The organism is Pseudomonas sp. H3_D04, from assembly GCF_054669175.1.
Genome location: NZ_CP162801.1, coordinates 3810688 through 3830017, shown reverse-complemented (window position 1 = coordinate 3830017; position 19330 = coordinate 3810688). Strand labels below are relative to the sequence as shown.

Below are 19330 nucleotides of genomic sequence, written 5' to 3'. Positions count from 1 at the left end.
TATGAAAGCCAAGGCTGAAGTACCTTTCGCGCCGCTCAACATCGCGGTGTTGACGGTCAGCGATACCCGCACCCTGGAAACCGATACGTCAGGGCAGCTTTTCGTCGACCGCTTGAGCGCTGCCGGCCATCACCTGGCCGCTCGGGTTTTGCTTAAAGATGATCTCTACAAAATTCGCGCGCAAGTCGCCAACTGGATTGCCGAGGATGTCGTGCAGGTGGTGTTGATCACCGGCGGTACCGGGTTCACGGGGCGCGACAGCACACCGGAAGCGGTGAGCTGTCTGCTTGACAAGCAAGTCGACGGTTTCGGCGAGTTGTTCCGGCAGATTTCGGTCGCGGACATCGGCACTTCGACTGTTCAGTCCCGGGCCCTGGCGGGTTTGGCCAATGGCACGCTGGTCTGCTGTTTGCCGGGTTCGACCAATGCTGTGCGCACTGGCTGGGATGGCATTCTCGCCGAACAGCTGGATTCGCGGCACCGTCCCTGCAATTTCGTCGCTCACCTTAAACAGGCGGCACCCTGTGAATCCCGTGGGTAAGCCCGGCAAAGCCGGTAGCTTGATGGCGGTCGAAGTCGCGCTGGCGCGTTTGCTGGAAATGGCTGAGGCATCAACGATAGGTGAGCGTGAGCGCTTGCCGTTGGCACAGGTTGAAGGTCGCATACTGGCCGACGACCTGGTCTCGACGCTTGATCTGCCGCCCTGGCCGAACAGTGCCATGGACGGCTATGCCTTGCGCGTCGCTGACTGGACGGGCGAACCCTTAATGGTCAGTCAGAAGATTTTCGCCGGCCAGGCACCCGAACCATTGAAGCCAGGTACCTGCGCCCGAATCTTTACCGGTGCGCCTGTACCGGCAGGTGCCGATTGCGTCGAGATGCAGGAGAACGCCGAGGTTCAGGCGGACGAGCGCGTTCGTTTTATCGAGGCAATGACCCCGGGTCAAAATATTCGCCCGCAAGGCCAGGAAACTACCGTTGGCGAACTTGTTTTGCCGGCGGGCACCCGTCTGGGACCTATCGAGCAGGGCCTGGCGGCGTCGCTGGGATGTGCTGAGCTGAACGTGGTTCGCAAGGTTCGTGTCGCAGTCCTGTCAACCGGAGATGAATTGATAGAGCCGGGCCAGCCCCTCGGGCCGGGACAGATTTACAACAGTAATCGCGTGTTGCTGTGCAGTTGGTTGCAGCGCTTGGGCTGTGAAGTGATCGATGCCGGAATTCTTCCCGATGATTTAGCGGCCACTCGCGCCCGCCTTGGGGAATTGAAGGATGTCGATTTGATCCTTTCTACCGGCGGCGTGTCGGTGGGAGAAGCCGATTTTCTGGGCATTGCCTTGCGCGAAGAGGGCGAGTTGACCCTGTGGAAACTCGCCATCAAACCAGGCAAGCCGCTGACGTTCGGTCATTTTCGCGGCGTCCCCGTGATTGGTTTGCCCGGCAACCCTGCGTCGACGCTGGTTACATTTGCCTTGTTGGCCAGGCCCTATCTTTTGCGCCGCCAGGGTGTGAAAGAGGTCGAGCCATTAAAGTTTCAGGTGCCTGCAGGATTCGACTGGCCAAAGGCTGGTAATCGCCGAGAGTATTTGCGTGGACGCCTGGAGAATGGTCGGGCAATCATCTACAAGAATCAGAGCTCCGGGGTGCTCCGCAGTGCCGCTTGGGCTGATGGTCTGGTTGAAGTACTGGAAGACCGCACGTTGATCGAAGGCGATGACGTGAACTTCATTCCGCTGAGCGAAGTCCTGAGCTGATTCTGGCGAAAGTCTTGCCACGCAAGCCCGGTAGATCGTGCCGGAGCTTGCGTGTATGGCTAGCGTTTAACGAACCAGAAGTGACACGACCTGATCAAAGCGGCTGTTGGCGACCCAGCCCAGCAGCCCCAGGACCACGGCTGTTCCACCCGCAGAATAGGCCAGCCTGTGTTTGATGGATTTAACATCGCCACGGACCTCTTCCATGTCTCTTCGGATGTATTTGAGGTGTGTCTCGAGTTCAATGACGCGAGGTTCCATATCAACTCCTCCGGCGGATTTTGCGCTGTTATTGAATTCAGCCTGATGATTGGCGCGATTGCCTGCCGATGGCGCGACCTGACTGATCGGCAACCTGATGTCATGGCTTTGCATGGGCTGAAACGCTCCTTGCCTTCAAGCCCTTTGGATGGCCGACACTGGTGTTGATTGCGCTTTGTGTGGCCCTTGAAGAAGGTCTACTCATGGTTTTCACATCCCTGTGTATTGAATGTTGATGACTGATGCCGCGGACCTCAAGGTGTACCAATCGCCAAGGTTGGTCAATTGAGCCGATTCCGCACATGTTGTAAGAAAATTTCCCGCGCTGTAGGACCACAAGGCTGTACGGCTCAAAAAAATTCAAATCCTTGCGACTTTTATAGGCGGTGGTGAGGTCAACATCTCTCATACGGAGTCCAAACATGGGAGCGGCAATAATGAGTGAGCGCAAAGCGCTGTTGATTCTGCATGGCAAGCAGGCGCTCAACGAGGAGGTCCGTGCGGCCGTCGACGTTAAACGCCAGCAGGGCTGGGAGTTGGCCGTCCGACTGACCTGGGAGGCGGGTGACGCGCAGCGGCTGGTGGAAGAAGCCTTGAGCGCGGGCTATACGCAACTGATTGCCGGCGGCGGTGATGGCACCTTGCGTGATATCGCTGAGGCCATGGCAGCGCATTCGACGCAGGCCAGTCTGGTGCTGATGCCGCTGGGCACCGCGAACGATTTTGCGCGTGCCGCCGGTGTGCCGCTCGAACCCGCTCTGGCGCTGGACCTTCTGGAGGTTGCACCGCAAGCGATCGATCTGGGCGAGGTGGGCGGTCAAGTCTTTCTGAACATGGCCACCGGCGGCTTTGGCAGTCAGGTCACGGCGAATACCTCGGAAGACTTGAAGAAAGTCCTCGGGGGCGCGGCGTATCTGTTCACCGGGTTGTCGCGCTTCAGCGAACTGCATGCTGCCTACGGCGAGTTGCAGGGGCCGGACTTTCAATGGAGTGGTGAGCTTTTGGCGTTGGGTATCGGCAATGGCCGGCAGGCTGGCGGTGGTCATGTACTGTGCCCGGAGGCGCTGGCTGACGATGGGCTGCTGGATATCAGCATTTTGCCGGCGCCGCAGGAAGTGGTCGGTACGTTGAAAACGCTGCTGGCCGATGGCTTCGGCATCGACAACATGTTTGTGCGAGCTCGCCTGCCATGGGTCGAGATCAAAGTTGCGGAAGGCCTCTACATCAATCTGGATGGCGAACCTATCGAGGGCGAGAGCCTGCGATTCTCGGCGCGTCCAGCGGCATTGCGCGTGCATTTGCCGCAGAATTCGCCTCTGCTGAGCGCTTCGAAAACGGTCAGTCGTCCAGGCTGATGATTTGCTCGCGCACGGCAAACAGCACCAGGCCGGCCACGTCGTAGATCTGCAGGCGCTTCATGATCTGCGAGCGGTGGGTTTCAACGGTTTTGATGCTGAGGCCCAGGCCATTGGCGATTTCCCGGGTGGATTTGCCCCGAACAATCAGTCGCAGGATTTCCAGCTGGCGGGCCGTCAGGTTGTGTGAGTCCGCAGCCTCGGGTTGATGCTTCTGGTTACGAATCAGTGCCTGGTTGATGACTGTGTGGGCAATGGCCGGGCTCAGGTAACGCTCGTTGTTGCGCAAGGCATCCAGGGCATGTTCCAGCTCGGTGGCCGTGGTGTCTTTGAGCAAATAGCCATGGGCACCGGACTCAAGCGCCTGCATGATCAGGGCCGGGTCGGTGTGCATCGACAGGATCAACACCTTGCTTTGCGGGCGGACCTGCTTGAGTCGCTGCAAGGCTTCAAGGCCGCCGGTCTGCTTCATGGAGATATCCAGCAGAACGATGTCAGGGGACAGCTTCTCGACCATCTCGAGTAGCTGCGAGCCGTCATTGGCCTCACCAATGACCGCGTAGCCGGGAATATCCAGCACCAGAGCGCGCACGCCTGCCCTGATAAGCGAGTGGTCATCCACCAGAAGTAAGTTACAAGTCAATGCATAACCTTATTCGTACTGGCCCGTTCGAGCGCACGGGGCGCCCAGGGAAAGAGTGCTTCGATTTGAGTGCCTTTGCCCGGCTCGCTGGTCACGACCAGGGTACCGCCCAGTTGATCGATCCGTTCCACCATCCCGGCCATCCCGCGTTGCCCCTCTCGACCGGGGTCTGCGGCTGGTGCGAACCCCAGGCCGTCGTCGCTGATCAGCAGCGCCAAACCCTGGGGCATGCGTTGCAGGCGGATCAGCAGGTTATTCGCTTTGGCATGGCGAAGAATATTGGTCACCGCTTCCTGGGTGATTCGAAAGGCGGCCACCGCCATTTCTTCCGGTATGCCGGTCAGGCGTTGATGGCATTCCAGGCTCCAGTGAATTGAAGTATTGGCCAGGGTCTTGAGCAAATGCGCACGCAGGCTGGCTTCAAGTCCGAGGCTGGCCAACTGCCTGGGATTGAGAATGGCCGAGACATCGCGAACCTTGGCAAGGGTTTCGTCCAGTGTGTCGCAGAGCACCGTGCACTGGCCTTGCATGTCTTCAGGCATCCGGCGTTTGAGCCATTCACTTTGAAGTTTTGCCGCGGTCAGCAACTGGCCGATGTCGTCATGTAGTTCCCTGCTGAGACGATGACGTTCATTTTCCTGGACCTCAAGTAGACGATCGGCTAGTTCTTGTGGCTGAAATTTTATTGATTTGCTCGACAGGAAATGTTGTACCCAGACGCAGCCAAGTGCCGCCATGTTCAGCACCAGCAGACTCATCGGCACTGAAGCAGACAAGCTGAAAACCAGCAGGCTGCCGAGTGCCGAGGCGGTGCACAGCAAAAGCGTTAACCGCCGCGCATTTTTTTGGGAGGGGAGCCGTGGGGTGAATGACTTGAGGCTGGCGTACATAGCGGATGGAGCCAATGGATGTTCGCTGCGGGCAGACCGGCCATCGTGGATGACGGGTCTCTGTCTGAAATCTGTAGTGACTCGTCTCTAGCCGTGCAATCCAGGGCGGGGGCTGACAGCACCTTCAAATTCGGCCTGCACTCGTCTGGAGTCACTTTGACATTAGAATGGCGTCAACTAATGGTCGGCATAATACCATTTAAGCTACCGTTGGTCGCGTTCGGTATATATGTCTATTCAGTCAGGAATTAGGGGTTTAGGACGATAGTTCCATAATGGAAAAAGTTTAACGGAGGGAATAGTTATTTGTATCGAGCTGTCGTTGACATGAGCACACCCCAATTAATGAGCGGCATCATGACAATGATATTACGCAATAAGGCTTGGTTATCTGGCGAATTAAGCCTGCCGCTCCGAATAGGAAACAAGCGTGAAGGGTTTGGAATTAACCGGAGGCTGGAAATGACTTTGTCCGACCTGAAACGCAAAGGCTTCAATCAGGGAAGTCTGTTCACTTTCATCCAGGCTGAGTTGGCCGGTGGTCTGATCGATGAGTTCGAGTTGCCAGGCCATCAACGTAAAGCAGTCCTTCAACGCACACAGGGCCTGGTCGTGCAGTTGCATGTGGCCTTGGGCGTGGTTCAACAAGCCATGGATGTGCAGCGAAAATTCAGAAACCGCCTCCAGGGCCAGGGCATCCGCCTTACTCGCTAATTTGAGCAGGCTGCTGAGCATGCAATCGATTGCGTCTTTGTCATTGCTGATCAACTGCAGATGGCTAAGGCACTCTTCCGATTTGGCCAGGAGTGTTTCAGCCTCGACGAGGAACTCCGGAAAGCGCTGAGCCCACTGTTTAGTGTCGTTCGGCATGGTTATCTCCACAACGTCATGTCAAATGAGGGGATGTCGTGTGTGTCGACGAAGACGTCCAGCGTCCCGACGCTGCCGTGCCGGCATGAGATCGCGCTCCGGCTGGCCTGGGCGCAGGCTGGGGAACTCGAGAGGGTGGATGGCCACTTACCTGCGATCGCACACAAAAGCCTGACTCCGTTCATGCAATGAGAATGGCGTCACATTAATGGCTATTGGATATTGCGAATATCAGGTTGGGCCTGATTGTTACTAGGGGAATCCCTTACACAGGGGAACCTAACGTGCAAACCGAGGTCGCGCCGCAGGGGATGAAGCAGATGAAATCGCAGCGCCAGTAAAGCATGATGTTAATGTGACATCAATGCCCGATCATGGCATTTTGTCTCAGGGTCAAGGTCTGGCCAAAACTGCCGATAACCCTCTTTAGTGAATTCATCAGAACAAGCCCAGGAGTCATTAATGGCCGGCATTCTCGACACGGTAGACCAACGCACACAACTGGTGGGTGAGAATCGCCTGGAAATTCTCATGTTCCGGCTGGCCGGTCGGCAATTGTTCGCGATCAACGTTTTTAAAGTGCAGGAAGTGTTGCAACTGCCGAAGCTGACCCTAATGCCCCAGCGCCATCCGTTTGTCTGCGGCGTGGTCAACTTGCGTGGGCAGACGTTGCCGGTGATTGACCTGTCCCAGGCCATCGGCATGCGTCCGCTGGTGCCTGGCCCTACCAGTACGATCATCGTCACCGAGTACAACCGTTCAGTGCAGGCGTTCCTGGTTGGCGGCGTAGACCGCATCGTCAACATGAACTGGGAAGCCATTCTGCCGCCGCCGGCCAGCGCCGGCCGCCAGCATTACCTGACCGCCATCAGCAAGGTCGACGATCAGTTGGTGGAAATCATCGACGTCGAAAAAGTCCTGGCCGAAATCGTGCCGTACAACGCCAAGGTCTCGCGCGAGAAACTCGACGACCCGGTGCTGGAGCGCGCCCGTGGTCGTGAAGTGCTGTTGGTGGATGACTCCAATGTTGCCCTGTCGCAACTGCGCGACACCCTGGGCCAGTTGGGCGTGAAGATGCACATCGCCAGCGACGGCTTGAAGGCGCTGAACATGCTCAAGGCCTGGGCCGATACGGGCGTGTCGATGACCGACAAACTGCTGATGGTCTTTACCGACGCCGAAATGCCGGAAATGGACGGCTATCGCCTTACCACCGAAATCCGCAACGACCCGCGCTTGCGTGGCCTCTACGTGGTGCTGCATACGTCGCTGTCGGGCAGTTTCAACGACTCTATGGTCAAGAAGGTCGGCTGCGACAATTTCCTCTCCAAGTTCCAGCCGGACAAACTCGTCGACGTAGTGCGTCAGCGCCTGATGCTCGACGAAGTGCCGGCCTGACACGATTTAGGCTGCACACGATCAACCTGTAGCGAGCCTGCTCGCGAAGAGGCCATCACTGTCAACATTGATATTGGCTGATACATCGCCTTCGCGAACAGGCCCGACCCAAAAGGTAAACAGAGATCGGTTTTCTGCCTTTGATTCGGCGACCAAGCTCGTATAGGGTGGCATTTTTTGCCCACCAGGGAGCTGGCCATGTTGCGTCTGAGCGCGCTTTACCGTTATCCGTTGAAATCCGGCAAGGCCGAGGCCCTGCAGCAGATTTGTCTCGACAAACTGGGGCTGGACGGTGACCGACGCTGGATGCTCGTGGACGAGGCCAATGGGCGCTTCCTGACCCAGCGCACGGTGGGGAAGATGAGCCAGCTGTCGGCGTTATGGAATGCTGACGGCGGCTTGACCCTCAGTGCACCCGGGCGTCCGGCAATCGATATTGCCTTGCCGGGTAGCGGCGCTGAACTGCGGGGCGTGACGATCTTCAAAGACAGCCTGCGCGTGCCCGATGCCGGCGATGAAGCCGGCGCCTGGGTCAGTGAGTTCATTGGAAAGCCGACGCGCCTGGTGCAAATTCCTCTGGATCGCGCGCGCACCACACAAGCGGGCTATGGCCGGAATGACGATCAAGTGGCGTTCGCCGATGGCTTCCCGCTGTTGCTGATCGGGCAGGCGTCCCTGGAAGATCTCTCGAAAAATGTCGGGCGCCCGCTGGAAATGCTGCGCTTTCGACCAAACCTGGTGATCGAGGGCAGCGAGGCGTTTGCCGAGGACAACTGGAAGCGTATTCGCATCGGGGATGTTGAGTTCCGCGTGGTCAAGCCCTGTTCGCGCTGCATCCTGACCACCATCGACCCGCAAACCGGTGAGCGCAGCAGTGATCGCGAGCCTCTGGCCACGTTGCAGAAATACCGTTCCCAGGCGGACGGTGCAATGTTCGGGCAGAACCTGGTCAACGACAGCAATGGCCAACTTGAAGTCGGCATGCCAGTGACGATCCTGGAATAAACACACGAAATAAAAAATGCCCGGGTCCCAAGGGCCCCGGGCATTTTTTTGTCGCTGTGAAAACCCGGGGGTTTAGCCGCGGTATTCGCACAGGTAAGCGGTGTCGACGGCCACTTTCAGCTGGAATTTGCTGTTGGCAGGCACGTTGAACTGGCTGCCGGCGGCGAAGGTTTCCCAATCGGTGCTGTCAGGCAGTTTGACGGTGAGGGCGCCGGTCACCACGTGCATGATTTCACGCTGGCTGGTGCCGAATTCGTATTCGCCCGGAGCCATGACGCCGATGGTCGCAGGACCTTCAGCGGTGCCAAAGGCGATCGACTTGACGGTGCCGTCGAAGTACTCGTTGACTTTAAACATGGGCGATTCCTCGAAAAGGGCTAAAAAGGGCCGGCCAGTATGCACAAGGCCATGAACGCCGTCACCTCTCTGGCGGGAGAACCTGTGGCAACAGGCGCGCCGTATTGCGCGCATCTTCCAGCGCCCGATGCTGTTGGCCATTGAACTGCATGCCCGCCAGTTGCAGCGCGCCGTTGAGCCCCAGCGGGCGTTCCAGGCGCCGGGCCTTGGCAAAGCGCTGTTTGAGATTCATGTGCGGCACTTTCTCAAGCACGCTGCACAAATGCAGTCGCTGCCATTCCTGAAGCAGTTGCTTGCGGTCGTAATCGCCCCAACTGGCCCAGCCCTCCAGCTCCGATTGATGGCGCACGAGCCATTGCTCGAATGACGGCCAGACCTCACTCAGCGTCTGCGCTGCGTCGACGTTGGCCTGAGTGATGTGCGTCAGCTCCCGGCAAAACGGCGTCAGCAAAGGCCGACGCAGTGGCCGAACGAAGCACTGGAAACAATCCACCTCGCGCCCTTTTCGGTCCACCAGGGTGGCTCCGATTTCGATGATTTCCATTTCCGTAACTGGCCAGCCACCGTCATCGGTGGTGGCTTCCAGATCGATCACCAGCCAGTGAGGCATCGCAGGGTTCCTGGTATCCGCGTCCTGATAGGGCTTGAGCGTAGCCAAAGCCGGCGGATCCGCCTAGCGGCTTATTCGACCTCCAACAAAATTTGACGATTCTTGACCTGATCGCCGACTCGCACCTTCAAGCGTTTAAGCACGCCGTCGATCCCTGATTTGAGCGGGTGCTCCATTTTCATCGCTTCGAGCACCACCAGCAGTTGACCTTTGCTGACCGGGCTGCCCTCGCTGACCAGTACGTCGACGATCGCCCCGTCCATGGGTGCCTTGAGGGTGCCGGAGCTGACACTGGCCTGGCTGCTGACCAAGGCTTGGGTCCGATCGACCAGACGCAGGCTGCCGGGGCGGGTGAACAGCCAGAGTTGCCCGCCCGCGAGGCGGTAGGCATGGCGTTGGCGGATGCCGTCGATCATCAGGGTTGCCCAGTGCCCGTCGCATTGAATGACCTTCAATTCGAGGGTTCGGCTGCCGACTTGCAAGCGGTACGGTGAGTCAGGCGCTGCGTTCAGTTCCACCGGCCAGTCCTGGTCCTCCAGGCCGATTCGAAGATGCAGGGGCACGCTGGCGTTGTTTCGCCAACCGGCCAGCGGGGCGCGGTGTGCCTGCGCCGAGGCGTGATAGAACAACGCCGCCGCAATGGCCAGTTCTTCGACGCTCGGCACCTTCGGATGCAGACAAGGATGGTCGGCGAAACAGCTCGGGATAAACCCGGTGCTGAACTCGCCGCTGATGAACTGCGGGTGTTGCAGCAGGCTGGCGAGCAAGCGCTGATTGCTTTGCACGCCCAGCAACACGCTGTCCTGCACCGCCCGCAGCAGCTTGCGCCGCGCTTCTTCACGGGTGGCTCCGTGGGCAATGATCTTGCCCAGCAGCGGATCGTAGAACGGGCTGATGTTCTGGCCTTCGATCAAACCGTGATCGATCCGCACACCGTCTTGCAACGCCAGCTCCCACGCCTCGACTCGCCCGGTTTGTGGCAAAAAGCCCTGGGCCGGATCTTCGGCGTACAAACGCACTTCCATGGCATGCCCGTTGAGCTGCACTTCTTCCTGGCTCAACGGCAGCGGCAGGCCCTCGGCGACGTGCAGCTGCCAGGCCACCAGATCAAGGCCGGTGATCAATTCGGTCACCGGGTGCTCCACTTGCAGCCGGGTGTTCATCTCCAGAAAGTAGAACTGCCCGCGCGCGTCCAGCAAAAACTCAACGGTGCCGGCGCCCACGTAATTCACCGCGCGCCCAGCCTTCAACGCCGCTTCGCCCATGGCTTGGCGCAACTCGGTGGTCATCACCGGGCAGGGTGCTTCTTCGATGACTTTCTGGTGGCGACGCTGGATCGAACAGTCGCGTTCGCCGAGGTAGATCAGGTTGCCGTGCTGGTCGCCGAACACCTGGATTTCGACATGGCGCGGATCGATCAGCGCTTGTTCGAGAATCAGTTCGTCGCTGCCAAACCCGTGCAGGGCTTCGGAGCGCGCGGTTCGCAGCTGTTCCAGCAAATCGTCGGCGCTGTGCACCAGGCGCATGCCGCGTCCGCCGCCGCCGGCGCTGGCCTTGATCATCAGCGGATAGCCGATGCGTGCGGCTTCGCGGCTCAGGGTCGCATCGTCCTGTTCGGCGCTCTGATAGCCTTTGATGCAGGGCACGCCGGCCGCGAGCATGGCGAGTTTCGACAGGCGCTTGCTGCCCATCAATTCGATTGCTTCGGGGCTCGGGCCAATGAAGGTGATGCCGGCGTTTTGGCAGGCGAAGGCGAATTCGGCATTTTCCGAGAGGAAGCCGTAGCCGGGGTGTATCGCGTCGGCACCGCTGCGCCGGGCGGCGTCGATGATCGCCGGGATGTTCAGGTAGGACTGCTGCACCGGGGCCGGGCCGATGTTGACCGCTTCGTCGGCCATTTGGACGTGCAGGGCGTCGGCGTCGGCATCGCTGAATACGGCGACGGTGCGGTAGCCCAGGGCGTGGGCGGTGCGCTGGATGCGGCAGGCGATTTCACCGCGGTTGGCGATGAGGATTTTGCTGAGTCCGGGCATGGGTTGTTCCCTTGTTATTGCGGTGAATGTGATGGCCTCTTCGCAGGCAAGCCTCGCTCCTACAGGTACCGCGATTGCCGCGGGATTGGGCTCGGCACAAAACCTGTAGGCGCGAGGCTTGCCCGCGAAGCTTTTAGAGGGCCCACCCCGGTTTACGTTTTTGCACGAAGGCCATCGTCCCCTCGACCCCTTCAGCTCCGATCACCGCTTCGCTGAACCATCCGGCCGCTTCATCCAGCAACGCGTCCGAAGGCTGCCCCGCACTCGCCAACAACAGTTTTTTGGTCGTGGCATTCGCCCCCGGCGCGCAGCACAACACATGGGCCAGAATTTCATCGAGGCGTTCGGCCAAGGCTTGCGCGTCATGCTCGACGAAATGTACCAAGCCCATGCGTCGTGCCTGGGTGCCATCGAAGCGTGCGGCCGTCAGTGCCAGTCGACGCGCCTGGGTCAAACCGATGCGCTGCACCACAAACGGCGCGATCTGCGCGGGCAGCAGACCGAGACTGGTTTCCGGCAGACCGAACTGCGCCAGGTGATCGGCCAGCGCGACATCGCTGACGCAGGCCAGTCCCAATCCGCCGCCGAGCACCGCGCCTTGCAGCACCGTGATGACCACTTGCGGTGCGTGTTGCACCTCTTGCAGCAGCGCGCCGAACGCTCGGTTCAAATCGCGATAGGCGTCCGGGCCTTGAGCCCGGGCATTGGCCATGTCCTTGATGTCGCCGCCGGCACAAAAATGCCCGCCGGCACCGCCGATCACCAGCGCACGAACGGCTCGATCGTCACGCACCGCGGCGAGCACCGCACGCAGTTCGGCAACCATCTGCAAGCTCATGGCGTTGCGGCTTTCCGGGCGGTTGAGGGTGATGTGCAGCACGCCGTTATGGGATTCGAGCAGCAAGGTCTGGCAAACCGGCAGGGCGCTCATTTCTTTTTCCCCGGCAGGATGCCCATCAGTTTGCAGATGATGCCCAGCATGATTTCGTCGGCCCCGCCGCCGATCGACACCAGCCGCACGTCACGGTAAGCGCGGGCCACCGGGTTGTCCCACATGAAGCCCATGCCCCCCCAATATTGCAGGCAGCTGTCGCTGACTTCGCGACCCAGGCGCCCGGCCTTGAGTTTGGCCATCGACGCCAGGCGCGTGACGTCCTGGCCTTTGATGTACTGCTCGGTGGCCTGATAGACCAGCGCTCGCAAGCATTCGATTTCGGTTTGCAGTTCGGCCAGGCGAAAGTGAATGACCTGATTGTCGATCAGCGCGCTGCCGAAGGTCTTGCGCTCCTTGCAGTACTCGATGGTGCTGTCGACGCAGTATTCCAGGCCCTTGATCATGTTCGCCGCGCCGAACAGGCGTTCTTCCTGGAATTGCAGCATCTGCATCATGAAGCCCGCGCCTTCATGGCCGATGCGGTTGCGCTGCGGCACGCGCACGTTGTCGAAAAACACCTGGGCGGTTTCCGAACTGCGCATGCCGAGCTTGTCCAGGTGCGAACTGAGGCTGATGCCCGGGGTGTTCATCGGCACCATGATCAGCGATTTGTTGACGTGCGGTTTGTCGTCGGAGGTGTTGGCCAGCAGGCAGATGAAGTCGGCGCTCGGCGAGTTGGTGATCCACATTTTGCTGCCGTTGATCACGTAGTCGTCGCCGTCCTTGCGGGCGCTGGTTTTCAATCCGGCGACGTCGGAACCGGCACCGACTTCGGAGACGCCAATGCAACCGACCTGTTCACCGGTAATCGCGGGACGGAGGAATTCTTCGCGCAACTCATCGGAGCCGAAGCGGGCGAGGGCGGGCGTGCACATGTCGGTCTGCACGCCAATGGACATCGGAATCCCGCCACAATGAATCGTGCCGAACTCTTCGGCCGCCACGATCGAATAGCTGTAGTCGAGTCCCATCCCACCGAATTTTTCCGGTTTGGAAATCCCCAGCAAGCCGAGGTCGCCGGCCTTGCGGAAAATCTCGTGGATGGGAAAGCGCCCGGCCTTTTCCCATTCTTCGACGTGGGGATTGATCTCGTGATCGACGAATTGGCGGACCGTGCGACGCAGTGCTTCGTGTTCCTGGGTGAAGATCATTTTTATTGTTCTCCTGTGATCCGCGATCAGAATCTCGCGACACCAAAACTGTTGGTTTGCAGTGGCCGCACTTCGGCCTCATGACAGATGTCCAGCAAGTAACCGAGCAAGGTCCGGGTATCCCGCGGGTCGATCAGCCCGTCGTCCCACAGGTTGGCGCTGCCATACAGCGCGGTGGACTGGCTGTCGAGTTTCTGCGCGGTCACCTGTTCCAGCATGTCGAGCATTTTGGGGTCCGGCACCAGGCCGTCCTTGAGTTGTTTGGCCTCGGTGACGATGCGCAGCACCTTGCCGGCCTGGGCACCACCCATGACGGCGGTGCGGCTGTTGGGCCAGGCGAAGATGAAACGCGGGTCGAGGCCGCGGCCGCACATCGCGTAGTTGCCGGCGCCGTAGGAGCCGCCGACGACGATGGTCAGTTTAGGCACCCGGGCGTTGGCCACCGCTTGAATCATCTTCGCGCCGTGCTTGATCACGCCTTGCTGTTCCGACTCGGTGCCGACCATGAACCCGGTGGTGTTGTGGAAAAACAGCAGCGGCGTCCGGCTCTGGTCACACAGCTGAATAAATTGCGCCGCCTTGCTCGCCCCCTTGGGCGTGATCGGGCCGTTGTTGCCGATGAATCCACAGGCGCGGCCCTGAATGTGCAAATGGCCGCAGAGGGTCTGCTGATCGAACTCACCCTTGAACTCGAGGAAGCTCGAACCGTCGGCAATCCGCGCGATGATTTCGCGCACGTCATAGGGCTTTTTCGGATCGTCGGGAATCAGCCCGAGCAACTCGTCGATCGGGTAGAGCGGGTCTTCCCAATACCGGGCGGGCGCTACCGGCAGCCGTGAATTCCACGACAGCAGACTGACAATCTCGCGCACCTGGCGCACGCCATCGGCATCGTTCTCGGCCAGGTATTCGGCGGTGCCGGCGGTTTGTGCGTGCATCTCGGCGCCGCCCAGTTCTTCATCGGTGGCGACTTCTCCGGTGGCGGCCTTGAGCAGCGGCGGGCCGGCCAGAAACAGCTTCGCCTTGCCGCGCACCACCACCACATAATCCGAGAGCCCCGGCTGATAAGCCCCGCCCGCTGTGGCCGAGCCGTGGACCACGGTAATCTGCGGCAGCCCCATGGCCGACATCCGCGCCTGATTGGCAAAGCTACGCGCGCCTTCGACGAAAATCTCCGCCGCGTAATTGAGATTGGCGCCGCCGCTCTCGGCGAGGGTGATCACCGGCAGTTTGTTTTCCATGGCGATCTGTTGCAGGCGCAGGGACTTTTTCAGACCGCTGGGGGAAATGGTCCCGCCCTTGATCGCACTGTTATTCGCCACCACCAGCACCCGCACGCCGGACACGTAGCCGATCCCGGCGATCAAGCCGCCGCCGGCCGAGCTGCCGTCCTTGTCGTCGTGCAGTTTGTAGCCGGCCAGGCTCGCCAGTTCGAGGAACGGCGCACCAGGGTCGAGCAGCAGATTGAGGCGTTCACGGGGCAGCAACTGGCCGCGTTTGTCGAATTTTGGCTTGGCTTCGGCCGCCTTGTTCAGCAGGTTTTGTTCGAGCTGGCGGACCTGCTCGATGCCGACCAGCATGGCCGTGCGGTTCTGGGCGAACTGTTCGCTGAACGGGTCTACCTGGGACTGAATCACCGGCATGGTTTATTCCTTGTCCTTGAGCACATCAGGAAGGTAGGCGCGGTGAAAACCGTTGTACGACTCACTGTTCGTCGCCTTGTGAATCGGCCACGCCCGACCGCCGAGACTCGCGGCGCCGTCGATGCGCAGCGTGCTGCCGCTGATGAACGCGGCGGCCGGGCTGAGCAGGAACACGATCGCCGCGCTGACTTCGGATTCCGTGCCGATGCGCTTGAGCGGCACGTGCTCGCGCAAGGTTGGAATCACCGCTTTGAACGCACCTTCGTAGGTGTCCATACCGCTCGATGCCACCCAACCCGGCGCCACCGCGTTGACCCGCACCCCGGCATAACCCCATTCGAAGGCGGCAGTCTTGGTGAGGTTGTCCATGCCCGAGCGCGCCGCGCCCGAGTGGCCCATGCCGGGCATGCCGCCCCACATGTCGGCGAGCATGTTGACGATGGCGCCGCCGTGTTTGCTCATGGATTGGTTGAACACTTCCCGGGCCATCAGGAAACCGCCCACCAGGTTGGTGCGCATCACGGTTTCGAAACCCTTCTGATTGATCGAGGCCAGCGGCGACGGATATTGGCCACCGGCATTGTTGACCAATCCGTGGATCGGGCCGTGCTGGCGGATCAACTCGCTGACCAGATGCCTGACCGCTTCTTCTTCACGAATGTCGCAGGTGGCCCAGTCCGCCTTGCCGCCGTCTTCGGCAATCTCGGCGGCGACGTTTTTCAACTTGTCGGCCTTGCGCCCGACCAGCAGCACATGGGCGCCAAGTGCCGCCAGCTCATGGGCGGTGCACCGGCCGATGCCGCTGCCGCCACCGGTGACGATGATGGTTTGGCCTGCAAACAAACCGGCTTTGAAAATCGAATCGTAGGCCATGGCGACCGTCCTCTAGTTGACCTGGTCGGCGATGCCCTGGGGCACCGGAATCTGGATGTCCAGCAACTGCTGGGCGAAGGCTTTGCCTTGCGGATCGATTCGCAGGCTGGCCACGCCACCGCCGCCGAGGGCGTTCTCCAGGAGAAAATTGAAACTGTGGGTGCCGGGCAAATACCAACGCTCGACACGTCCGTGGATCGGGTCAAGTACATGGCTCATCCAGTCGACCATCACCTCAGGCGTCAGGGCTTCGGCGATCCATGGCAGATACTCGGCTTCCCGGGCCATGACGCCGATGTTGCTGTGATTACCCTTGTCGCCGGAGCGCGCGACGGCGAGTTTGATCAGGGCCACGCTGGCATCGGCGCGGCCTGTGGGTTGCGGCGGGTCGAACGGAACGGGCAAGTCATCTGGGTCGAGCACATCGACGGCGGGCAGGGCGCACGGGTGGCGTTGGCCCTGCAGATCAATTTCCAGCGTGCAGGCGGTTTTGTCGATGAGGAACGAGAACAGCCGGATCAGCGGATACACCGTCGGCCGTCCACCGACAATCCCGGTCAGTCCCGGCGCCATGCCGGTGGCGGCCTGGGCGATTTCCCGGGAGAACACGATCAATGCCTGTTTGTTCGGATGGCGCACCGCGAGTTTGATCACCACTTCGCGGCTGTCCTGGCGTTGGCCGTGGGCACCGTAAGTGGCCTCGCTGCCCAGGAGTTCGATGTTCACTTCACTGTAGGGCGCCCAGCCGCGCTGGCTGAAGATCTCCGAGGTCTTGTTGATGATTGCCTGGCCGACCCGTTCGGCCTTGGCCACGGCATCGATCCCGGCGATCAGGCAACTGGCGGTGCAGCGGAAACCGTCCGGGTAGGTCGCGCTGACCTTGTATTGATCGGTAGGCGGCAAGCCTTTGGCGCCATGCACCTGAACTGCGTTTTTACCTTGTTGCACGAGTTTGACCTGGGTGAAATCGCAGACCACGTCAGGCAGCAGGTAGGCCTGGGGGTTGCCGATTTCATAGAGCATTTGTTCGCCGACGGTCAACGGCGTGACCAGGCCGCCTGAGCCCTCGGGTTTGCTGACGATGAACTGGCTGTCGGCGCTGACTTCGACGATGGGGAAGCCAATGTGTTCGTAATCGGGCACATCGCGCCAATCGGTGAAATTGCCGCCGGTGCACTGGGCGCCACATTCGATGATGTGCCCGGCCAATGCGGCCTGGGCCAGTTTGTCGTAGTCATGCCAGGACCAGCCGAATTCATGGACCAGCGCGGCACTGACGACCGCGCTGTCGACGACGCGTCCGGTAATGACGATGTCGGCACCCAATCGAAGGGCTTCGACAATGCCCGGTGCGCCGAGGTAGGCGTTGGTCGAGACGCACATCGGCGGCAAGGGCGCGCCGCTGAACATTTCATGCAGGCCACGGCTGCTCAGCTGTTTGAACTGCGGTTGCAGGTCGTCGCCCAGCAACACGGCGATTTTCAGTGCCACCCCGGCCTTGTCACAAGCCGCTTGCAAGGCAGCGGCGCAGGCCTGTGGATTGACCCCGCCGGCATTGCTGATGACGCGGATGTTTTGTTCGGCGAGATGCCCAAGCAATGGACTGAGGACTTCGATGAAGTCGCCCGCATAGCCCGCCTGCGGATCTTTCATCCGTGCGCCGGCCATGATCGACATCGTGATTTCTGCCAAATAGTCGAAGACCAGATAGTCCAGACGCCCACCGTGCACCAGTTGCGCAGCAGCGGTTGAGGTATCGCCCCAGAACGCGCTGGCGCATCCGATGCGAATCGTTTCTGGCGCAGTCCTTTCCATAACCACCTCCGATAGAAGTGCATCGAGACTACCAAGCAAGCGCTTGGTTTGTAAACGACTGAAATATCTTCTGCCCGAGCGCTTGCTTGGTTGTCGTCGCCAGCTTAAATTGCCCGCGCAACCCCGCTGTTTTAGCGGCGGGCGGCGCATTTGATTGATCGACTGTAGGAGAGAATGGGTGGACGAGCAAAAAGCCCTGGGGGTGATGCGCGAATTGGTCGACAGCGGCCAATTGACCGACCCCGACAGCGCCCGCGGCAAACTGCTGCAAGTGGCGGCTCACCTGTTCCGTAACAAAGGGTATGAACGCACCACGGTGCGCGATCTGGCTGGCGCCGTGGGCATTCAGTCGGGCAGCATTTTTCATCACTTCAAAAGCAAGGACGAGATCCTGCGCGCGGTGATGGAAGAGACCATCCGCTACAACACGGCGTTGATGCACGCCGCCCTGGCCGAGGCCGGCAATGTACGCGAGCGGGTGCTGGCGCTGATTCGCTGCGAATTGCAGTCGATCATGGGCGGCAGCGGCGAGGCCATGGCGGTGTTGGTGTATGAATGGCGTTCGCTGTCCGAAGACGGTCAGGCGCAGGTGCTGGCGCTGCGCGATATTTACGAAGCGCTTTGGCTGCAGGTGTTGGGTGAAGCCAAGGACGCCGGTTTTATCCGCGGCGATGTGTTCATCACGCGTCGTTTTCTGACGGGGGCGTTGTCCTGGACCACCACCTGGTTTCGTGCCGGCGGCAGCATGAGCCTCGATCAATTGGCCGATGAAGCATTGATTCTTGTGCTCGAAGAGAAGTAATAAGGTGTCATGAGCCAGCAGGAAACTGGCTAAGTGGCCGAAACCGCCTAGCTTGAATGCATTGATGGGTATTTTTTGGGGAGTGGGTTGTTTTGATGTCTTCGCCAATTAGGACGGCCACGCGGCTTTTGCTGGCGTCGCTCGCGGCGGTTTGGGTATTGCCGTCCCAGGCTGCACAACTGGTGCGTGTCGGTGCCGCACATTTCCCTCCTTATACCGTGCGCCCGGAATCCGGTGCCGACACTGGCCTGCTGCCGCAATTGGTAGAAGCCTTGAATCAATCGCAGAGCGACTATCAGTTCGTCCTGGTGCCGACTTCGATTCCGCGGCGATTCGGTGATTTCAAGCAAGGTCGGGTCGACATGGCCATTTTCGAGAACCCGGACTGGGGCTGGAAGGACATTCCCCACGTCAGCGTCGACATGGGGCTTGAAGACGCCGAGATTTTCGTCGCGCAACGTGAGCCCGAGCGCCAGCAAAGTTATTTTGCCGACCTCACCGGCAAGCGTCTGGCGCTGTTCAGCGGCTATCACTACGAGTTCGCCAACTTCAATGCCGACCCGAAATTCCTCGCTCAGAACTACGACGCCACGCTGACCTATTCCCATGACAGCAACCTGCTGATGGTGCTGCGCGGGAGGGCAGACATTGCCTTGGTAACGCGTTCCTACCTGAGCGATTACCTACTGCGCAACGAGCTCGTGGCCGATCAGCTGCTGGTGTCGCAGCGCGTCGATCAGGTGTATCACCACTACGCGATCCTGCGTCCGTCCGCGCCCATCAGCGGCGAGGCGTTCGGCAAGTTGCTGCAAGGGTTGCGGGATAATGGGCAGATGCTGAAGATTTTCGATCCATACAAGATTGCAGTGGTGGCGGTGCCCAAGCCCTGAATGACACCGCAGGTCGCGCCAATTCGCGACTTCACTTAAATTTCCTGCC

At 60.0% G+C, this 19330-nt stretch carries 19 protein-coding genes; 7 read left to right on the top strand and 12 right to left on the bottom strand.

Going from position 1 to position 19330, the window contains the following annotated elements; genetic code table 11:
* Position 1: 1 nt before the first annotated feature.
* Positions 2-541: a molybdenum cofactor biosynthesis protein B gene (gene moaB, locus AB4N91_RS17555; protein WP_010461247.1), complete on the top strand. Its 540-nt coding sequence runs from the start codon at positions 2-4 to the stop codon at positions 539-541.
* Entirely contained in the window at positions 525-1751 is a 1227-nt protein-coding gene (locus tag AB4N91_RS17550; protein ID WP_145308620.1) for a molybdopterin molybdotransferase MoeA, read from the top strand. Before moaB ends, AB4N91_RS17550 begins: the two co-directional genes overlap by 17 nt.
* A gap of 66 nt (positions 1752-1817) precedes the next feature.
* Here AB4N91_RS17550 and AB4N91_RS17545 read toward each other — a convergent pair whose 3' ends face one another.
* Positions 1818-2126 carry a hypothetical protein gene (locus AB4N91_RS17545; protein WP_010461243.1) on the bottom strand — a complete coding sequence of 103 codons (309 nt, stop codon included), beginning with the start codon at positions 2124-2126 and terminating at the stop codon, positions 1818-1820.
* A 323-nt stretch (positions 2127-2449) separates the two neighbouring features.
* Here AB4N91_RS17545 and yegS point away from each other — a divergent pair, with 323 nt between their 5' ends.
* On the top strand, positions 2450-3367 hold the full coding sequence (gene yegS / locus AB4N91_RS17540; protein ID WP_102593938.1) for a lipid kinase YegS: 918 nt from the start codon (positions 2450-2452) through the stop codon (positions 3365-3367).
* Here yegS and AB4N91_RS17535 read toward each other — a convergent pair.
* The 3 genes from AB4N91_RS17535 to AB4N91_RS17525 all read right to left on the bottom strand — a co-directional run bounded on the left by AB4N91_RS17535 (position 3351) and on the right by AB4N91_RS17525 (position 5770).
* Positions 3351-4010, bottom strand: coding sequence for a response regulator (locus AB4N91_RS17535; protein WP_010461240.1), 660 nt, complete (start codon positions 4008-4010; stop codon positions 3351-3353). The genes yegS and AB4N91_RS17535 overlap by 17 nt on opposite strands.
* On the bottom strand, positions 4007-4900 hold the full coding sequence (locus AB4N91_RS17530) for a sensor histidine kinase (protein ID WP_077747904.1): 894 nt from the start codon (positions 4898-4900) through the stop codon (positions 4007-4009). Before AB4N91_RS17530 ends, AB4N91_RS17535 begins: the two co-directional genes overlap by 4 nt.
* Before the next feature lie 399 nt (positions 4901-5299).
* Entirely contained in the window at positions 5300-5770 is a 471-nt protein-coding gene (locus AB4N91_RS17525; protein WP_010461234.1) for a hypothetical protein, read from the bottom strand.
* 462 nt (positions 5771-6232) lie between these two features.
* Between AB4N91_RS17525 and AB4N91_RS17520 the strand changes: the two genes are divergently transcribed.
* Both AB4N91_RS17520 and AB4N91_RS17515 read left to right on the top strand, forming a co-directional pair.
* A complete protein-coding gene (locus AB4N91_RS17520) occupies positions 6233-7168 on the top strand; it encodes a chemotaxis protein CheV (protein WP_010461233.1) in 936 nt (311 codons plus the stop codon).
* Between the two features lie 198 nt (positions 7169-7366).
* Complete coding sequence (locus tag AB4N91_RS17515; RefSeq protein ID WP_077747902.1) at positions 7367-8173, top strand: MOSC domain-containing protein; 807 nt, start codon at positions 7367-7369, stop codon at positions 8171-8173.
* Between the two features lie 72 nt (positions 8174-8245).
* On the opposite strand, the gene ppnP is transcribed toward AB4N91_RS17515, so the two are convergent.
* The 8 genes from ppnP to AB4N91_RS17475 form a co-directional block, all read right to left on the bottom strand.
* Entirely contained in the window at positions 8246-8530 is a 285-nt protein-coding gene (gene ppnP, locus AB4N91_RS17510; protein ID WP_010461229.1) for a pyrimidine/purine nucleoside phosphorylase, read from the bottom strand.
* A 61-nt stretch (positions 8531-8591) separates the two neighbouring features.
* Complete coding sequence (locus tag AB4N91_RS17505; protein ID WP_010461227.1) at positions 8592-9140, bottom strand: 3'-5' exonuclease; 549 nt, start codon at positions 9138-9140, stop codon at positions 8592-8594.
* 71 nt (positions 9141-9211) lie between these two features.
* A complete protein-coding gene (locus AB4N91_RS17500; protein ID WP_154913319.1) occupies positions 9212-11173 on the bottom strand; it encodes an acetyl/propionyl/methylcrotonyl-CoA carboxylase subunit alpha in 1962 nt (653 codons plus the stop codon).
* Positions 11174-11306: 133 nt separating this feature from the next.
* A complete protein-coding gene (locus tag AB4N91_RS17495; protein ID WP_154913324.1) occupies positions 11307-12104 on the bottom strand; it encodes an enoyl-CoA hydratase/isomerase family protein in 798 nt (265 codons plus the stop codon).
* Positions 12101-13258, bottom strand: a complete 1158-nt coding sequence (atuD, locus tag AB4N91_RS17490; protein WP_083374689.1) for a citronellyl-CoA dehydrogenase — start codon at positions 13256-13258, stop codon at positions 12101-12103. The genes AB4N91_RS17495 and atuD overlap by 4 nt, the downstream gene beginning before the upstream one ends.
* A 26-nt stretch (positions 13259-13284) precedes the next feature.
* A complete protein-coding gene (gene atuC / locus AB4N91_RS17485) occupies positions 13285-14901 on the bottom strand; it encodes a geranyl-CoA carboxylase subunit beta (protein WP_010461216.1) in 1617 nt (538 codons plus the stop codon).
* 3 nt (positions 14902-14904) lie between these two features.
* Positions 14905-15774: an SDR family oxidoreductase gene (locus tag AB4N91_RS17480; protein ID WP_077747897.1), complete on the bottom strand. Its 870-nt coding sequence runs from the start codon at positions 15772-15774 to the stop codon at positions 14905-14907.
* Between the two features lie 12 nt (positions 15775-15786).
* Positions 15787-17589: an acyclic terpene utilization AtuA family protein gene (locus tag AB4N91_RS17475; protein WP_102593931.1), complete on the bottom strand. Its 1803-nt coding sequence runs from the start codon at positions 17587-17589 to the stop codon at positions 15787-15789.
* Between the two features lie 178 nt (positions 17590-17767).
* Between AB4N91_RS17475 and AB4N91_RS17470 the strand changes: the two genes are divergently transcribed.
* Complete coding sequence (locus tag AB4N91_RS17470; RefSeq protein ID WP_010461210.1) at positions 17768-18391, top strand: TetR/AcrR family transcriptional regulator; 624 nt, start codon at positions 17768-17770, stop codon at positions 18389-18391.
* A gap of 95 nt (positions 18392-18486) precedes the next feature.
* On the top strand, positions 18487-19281 hold the full coding sequence (locus tag AB4N91_RS17465) for a substrate-binding periplasmic protein (protein WP_172792463.1): 795 nt from the start codon (positions 18487-18489) through the stop codon (positions 19279-19281).
* Positions 19282-19330: the final 49 nt, after the last annotated feature.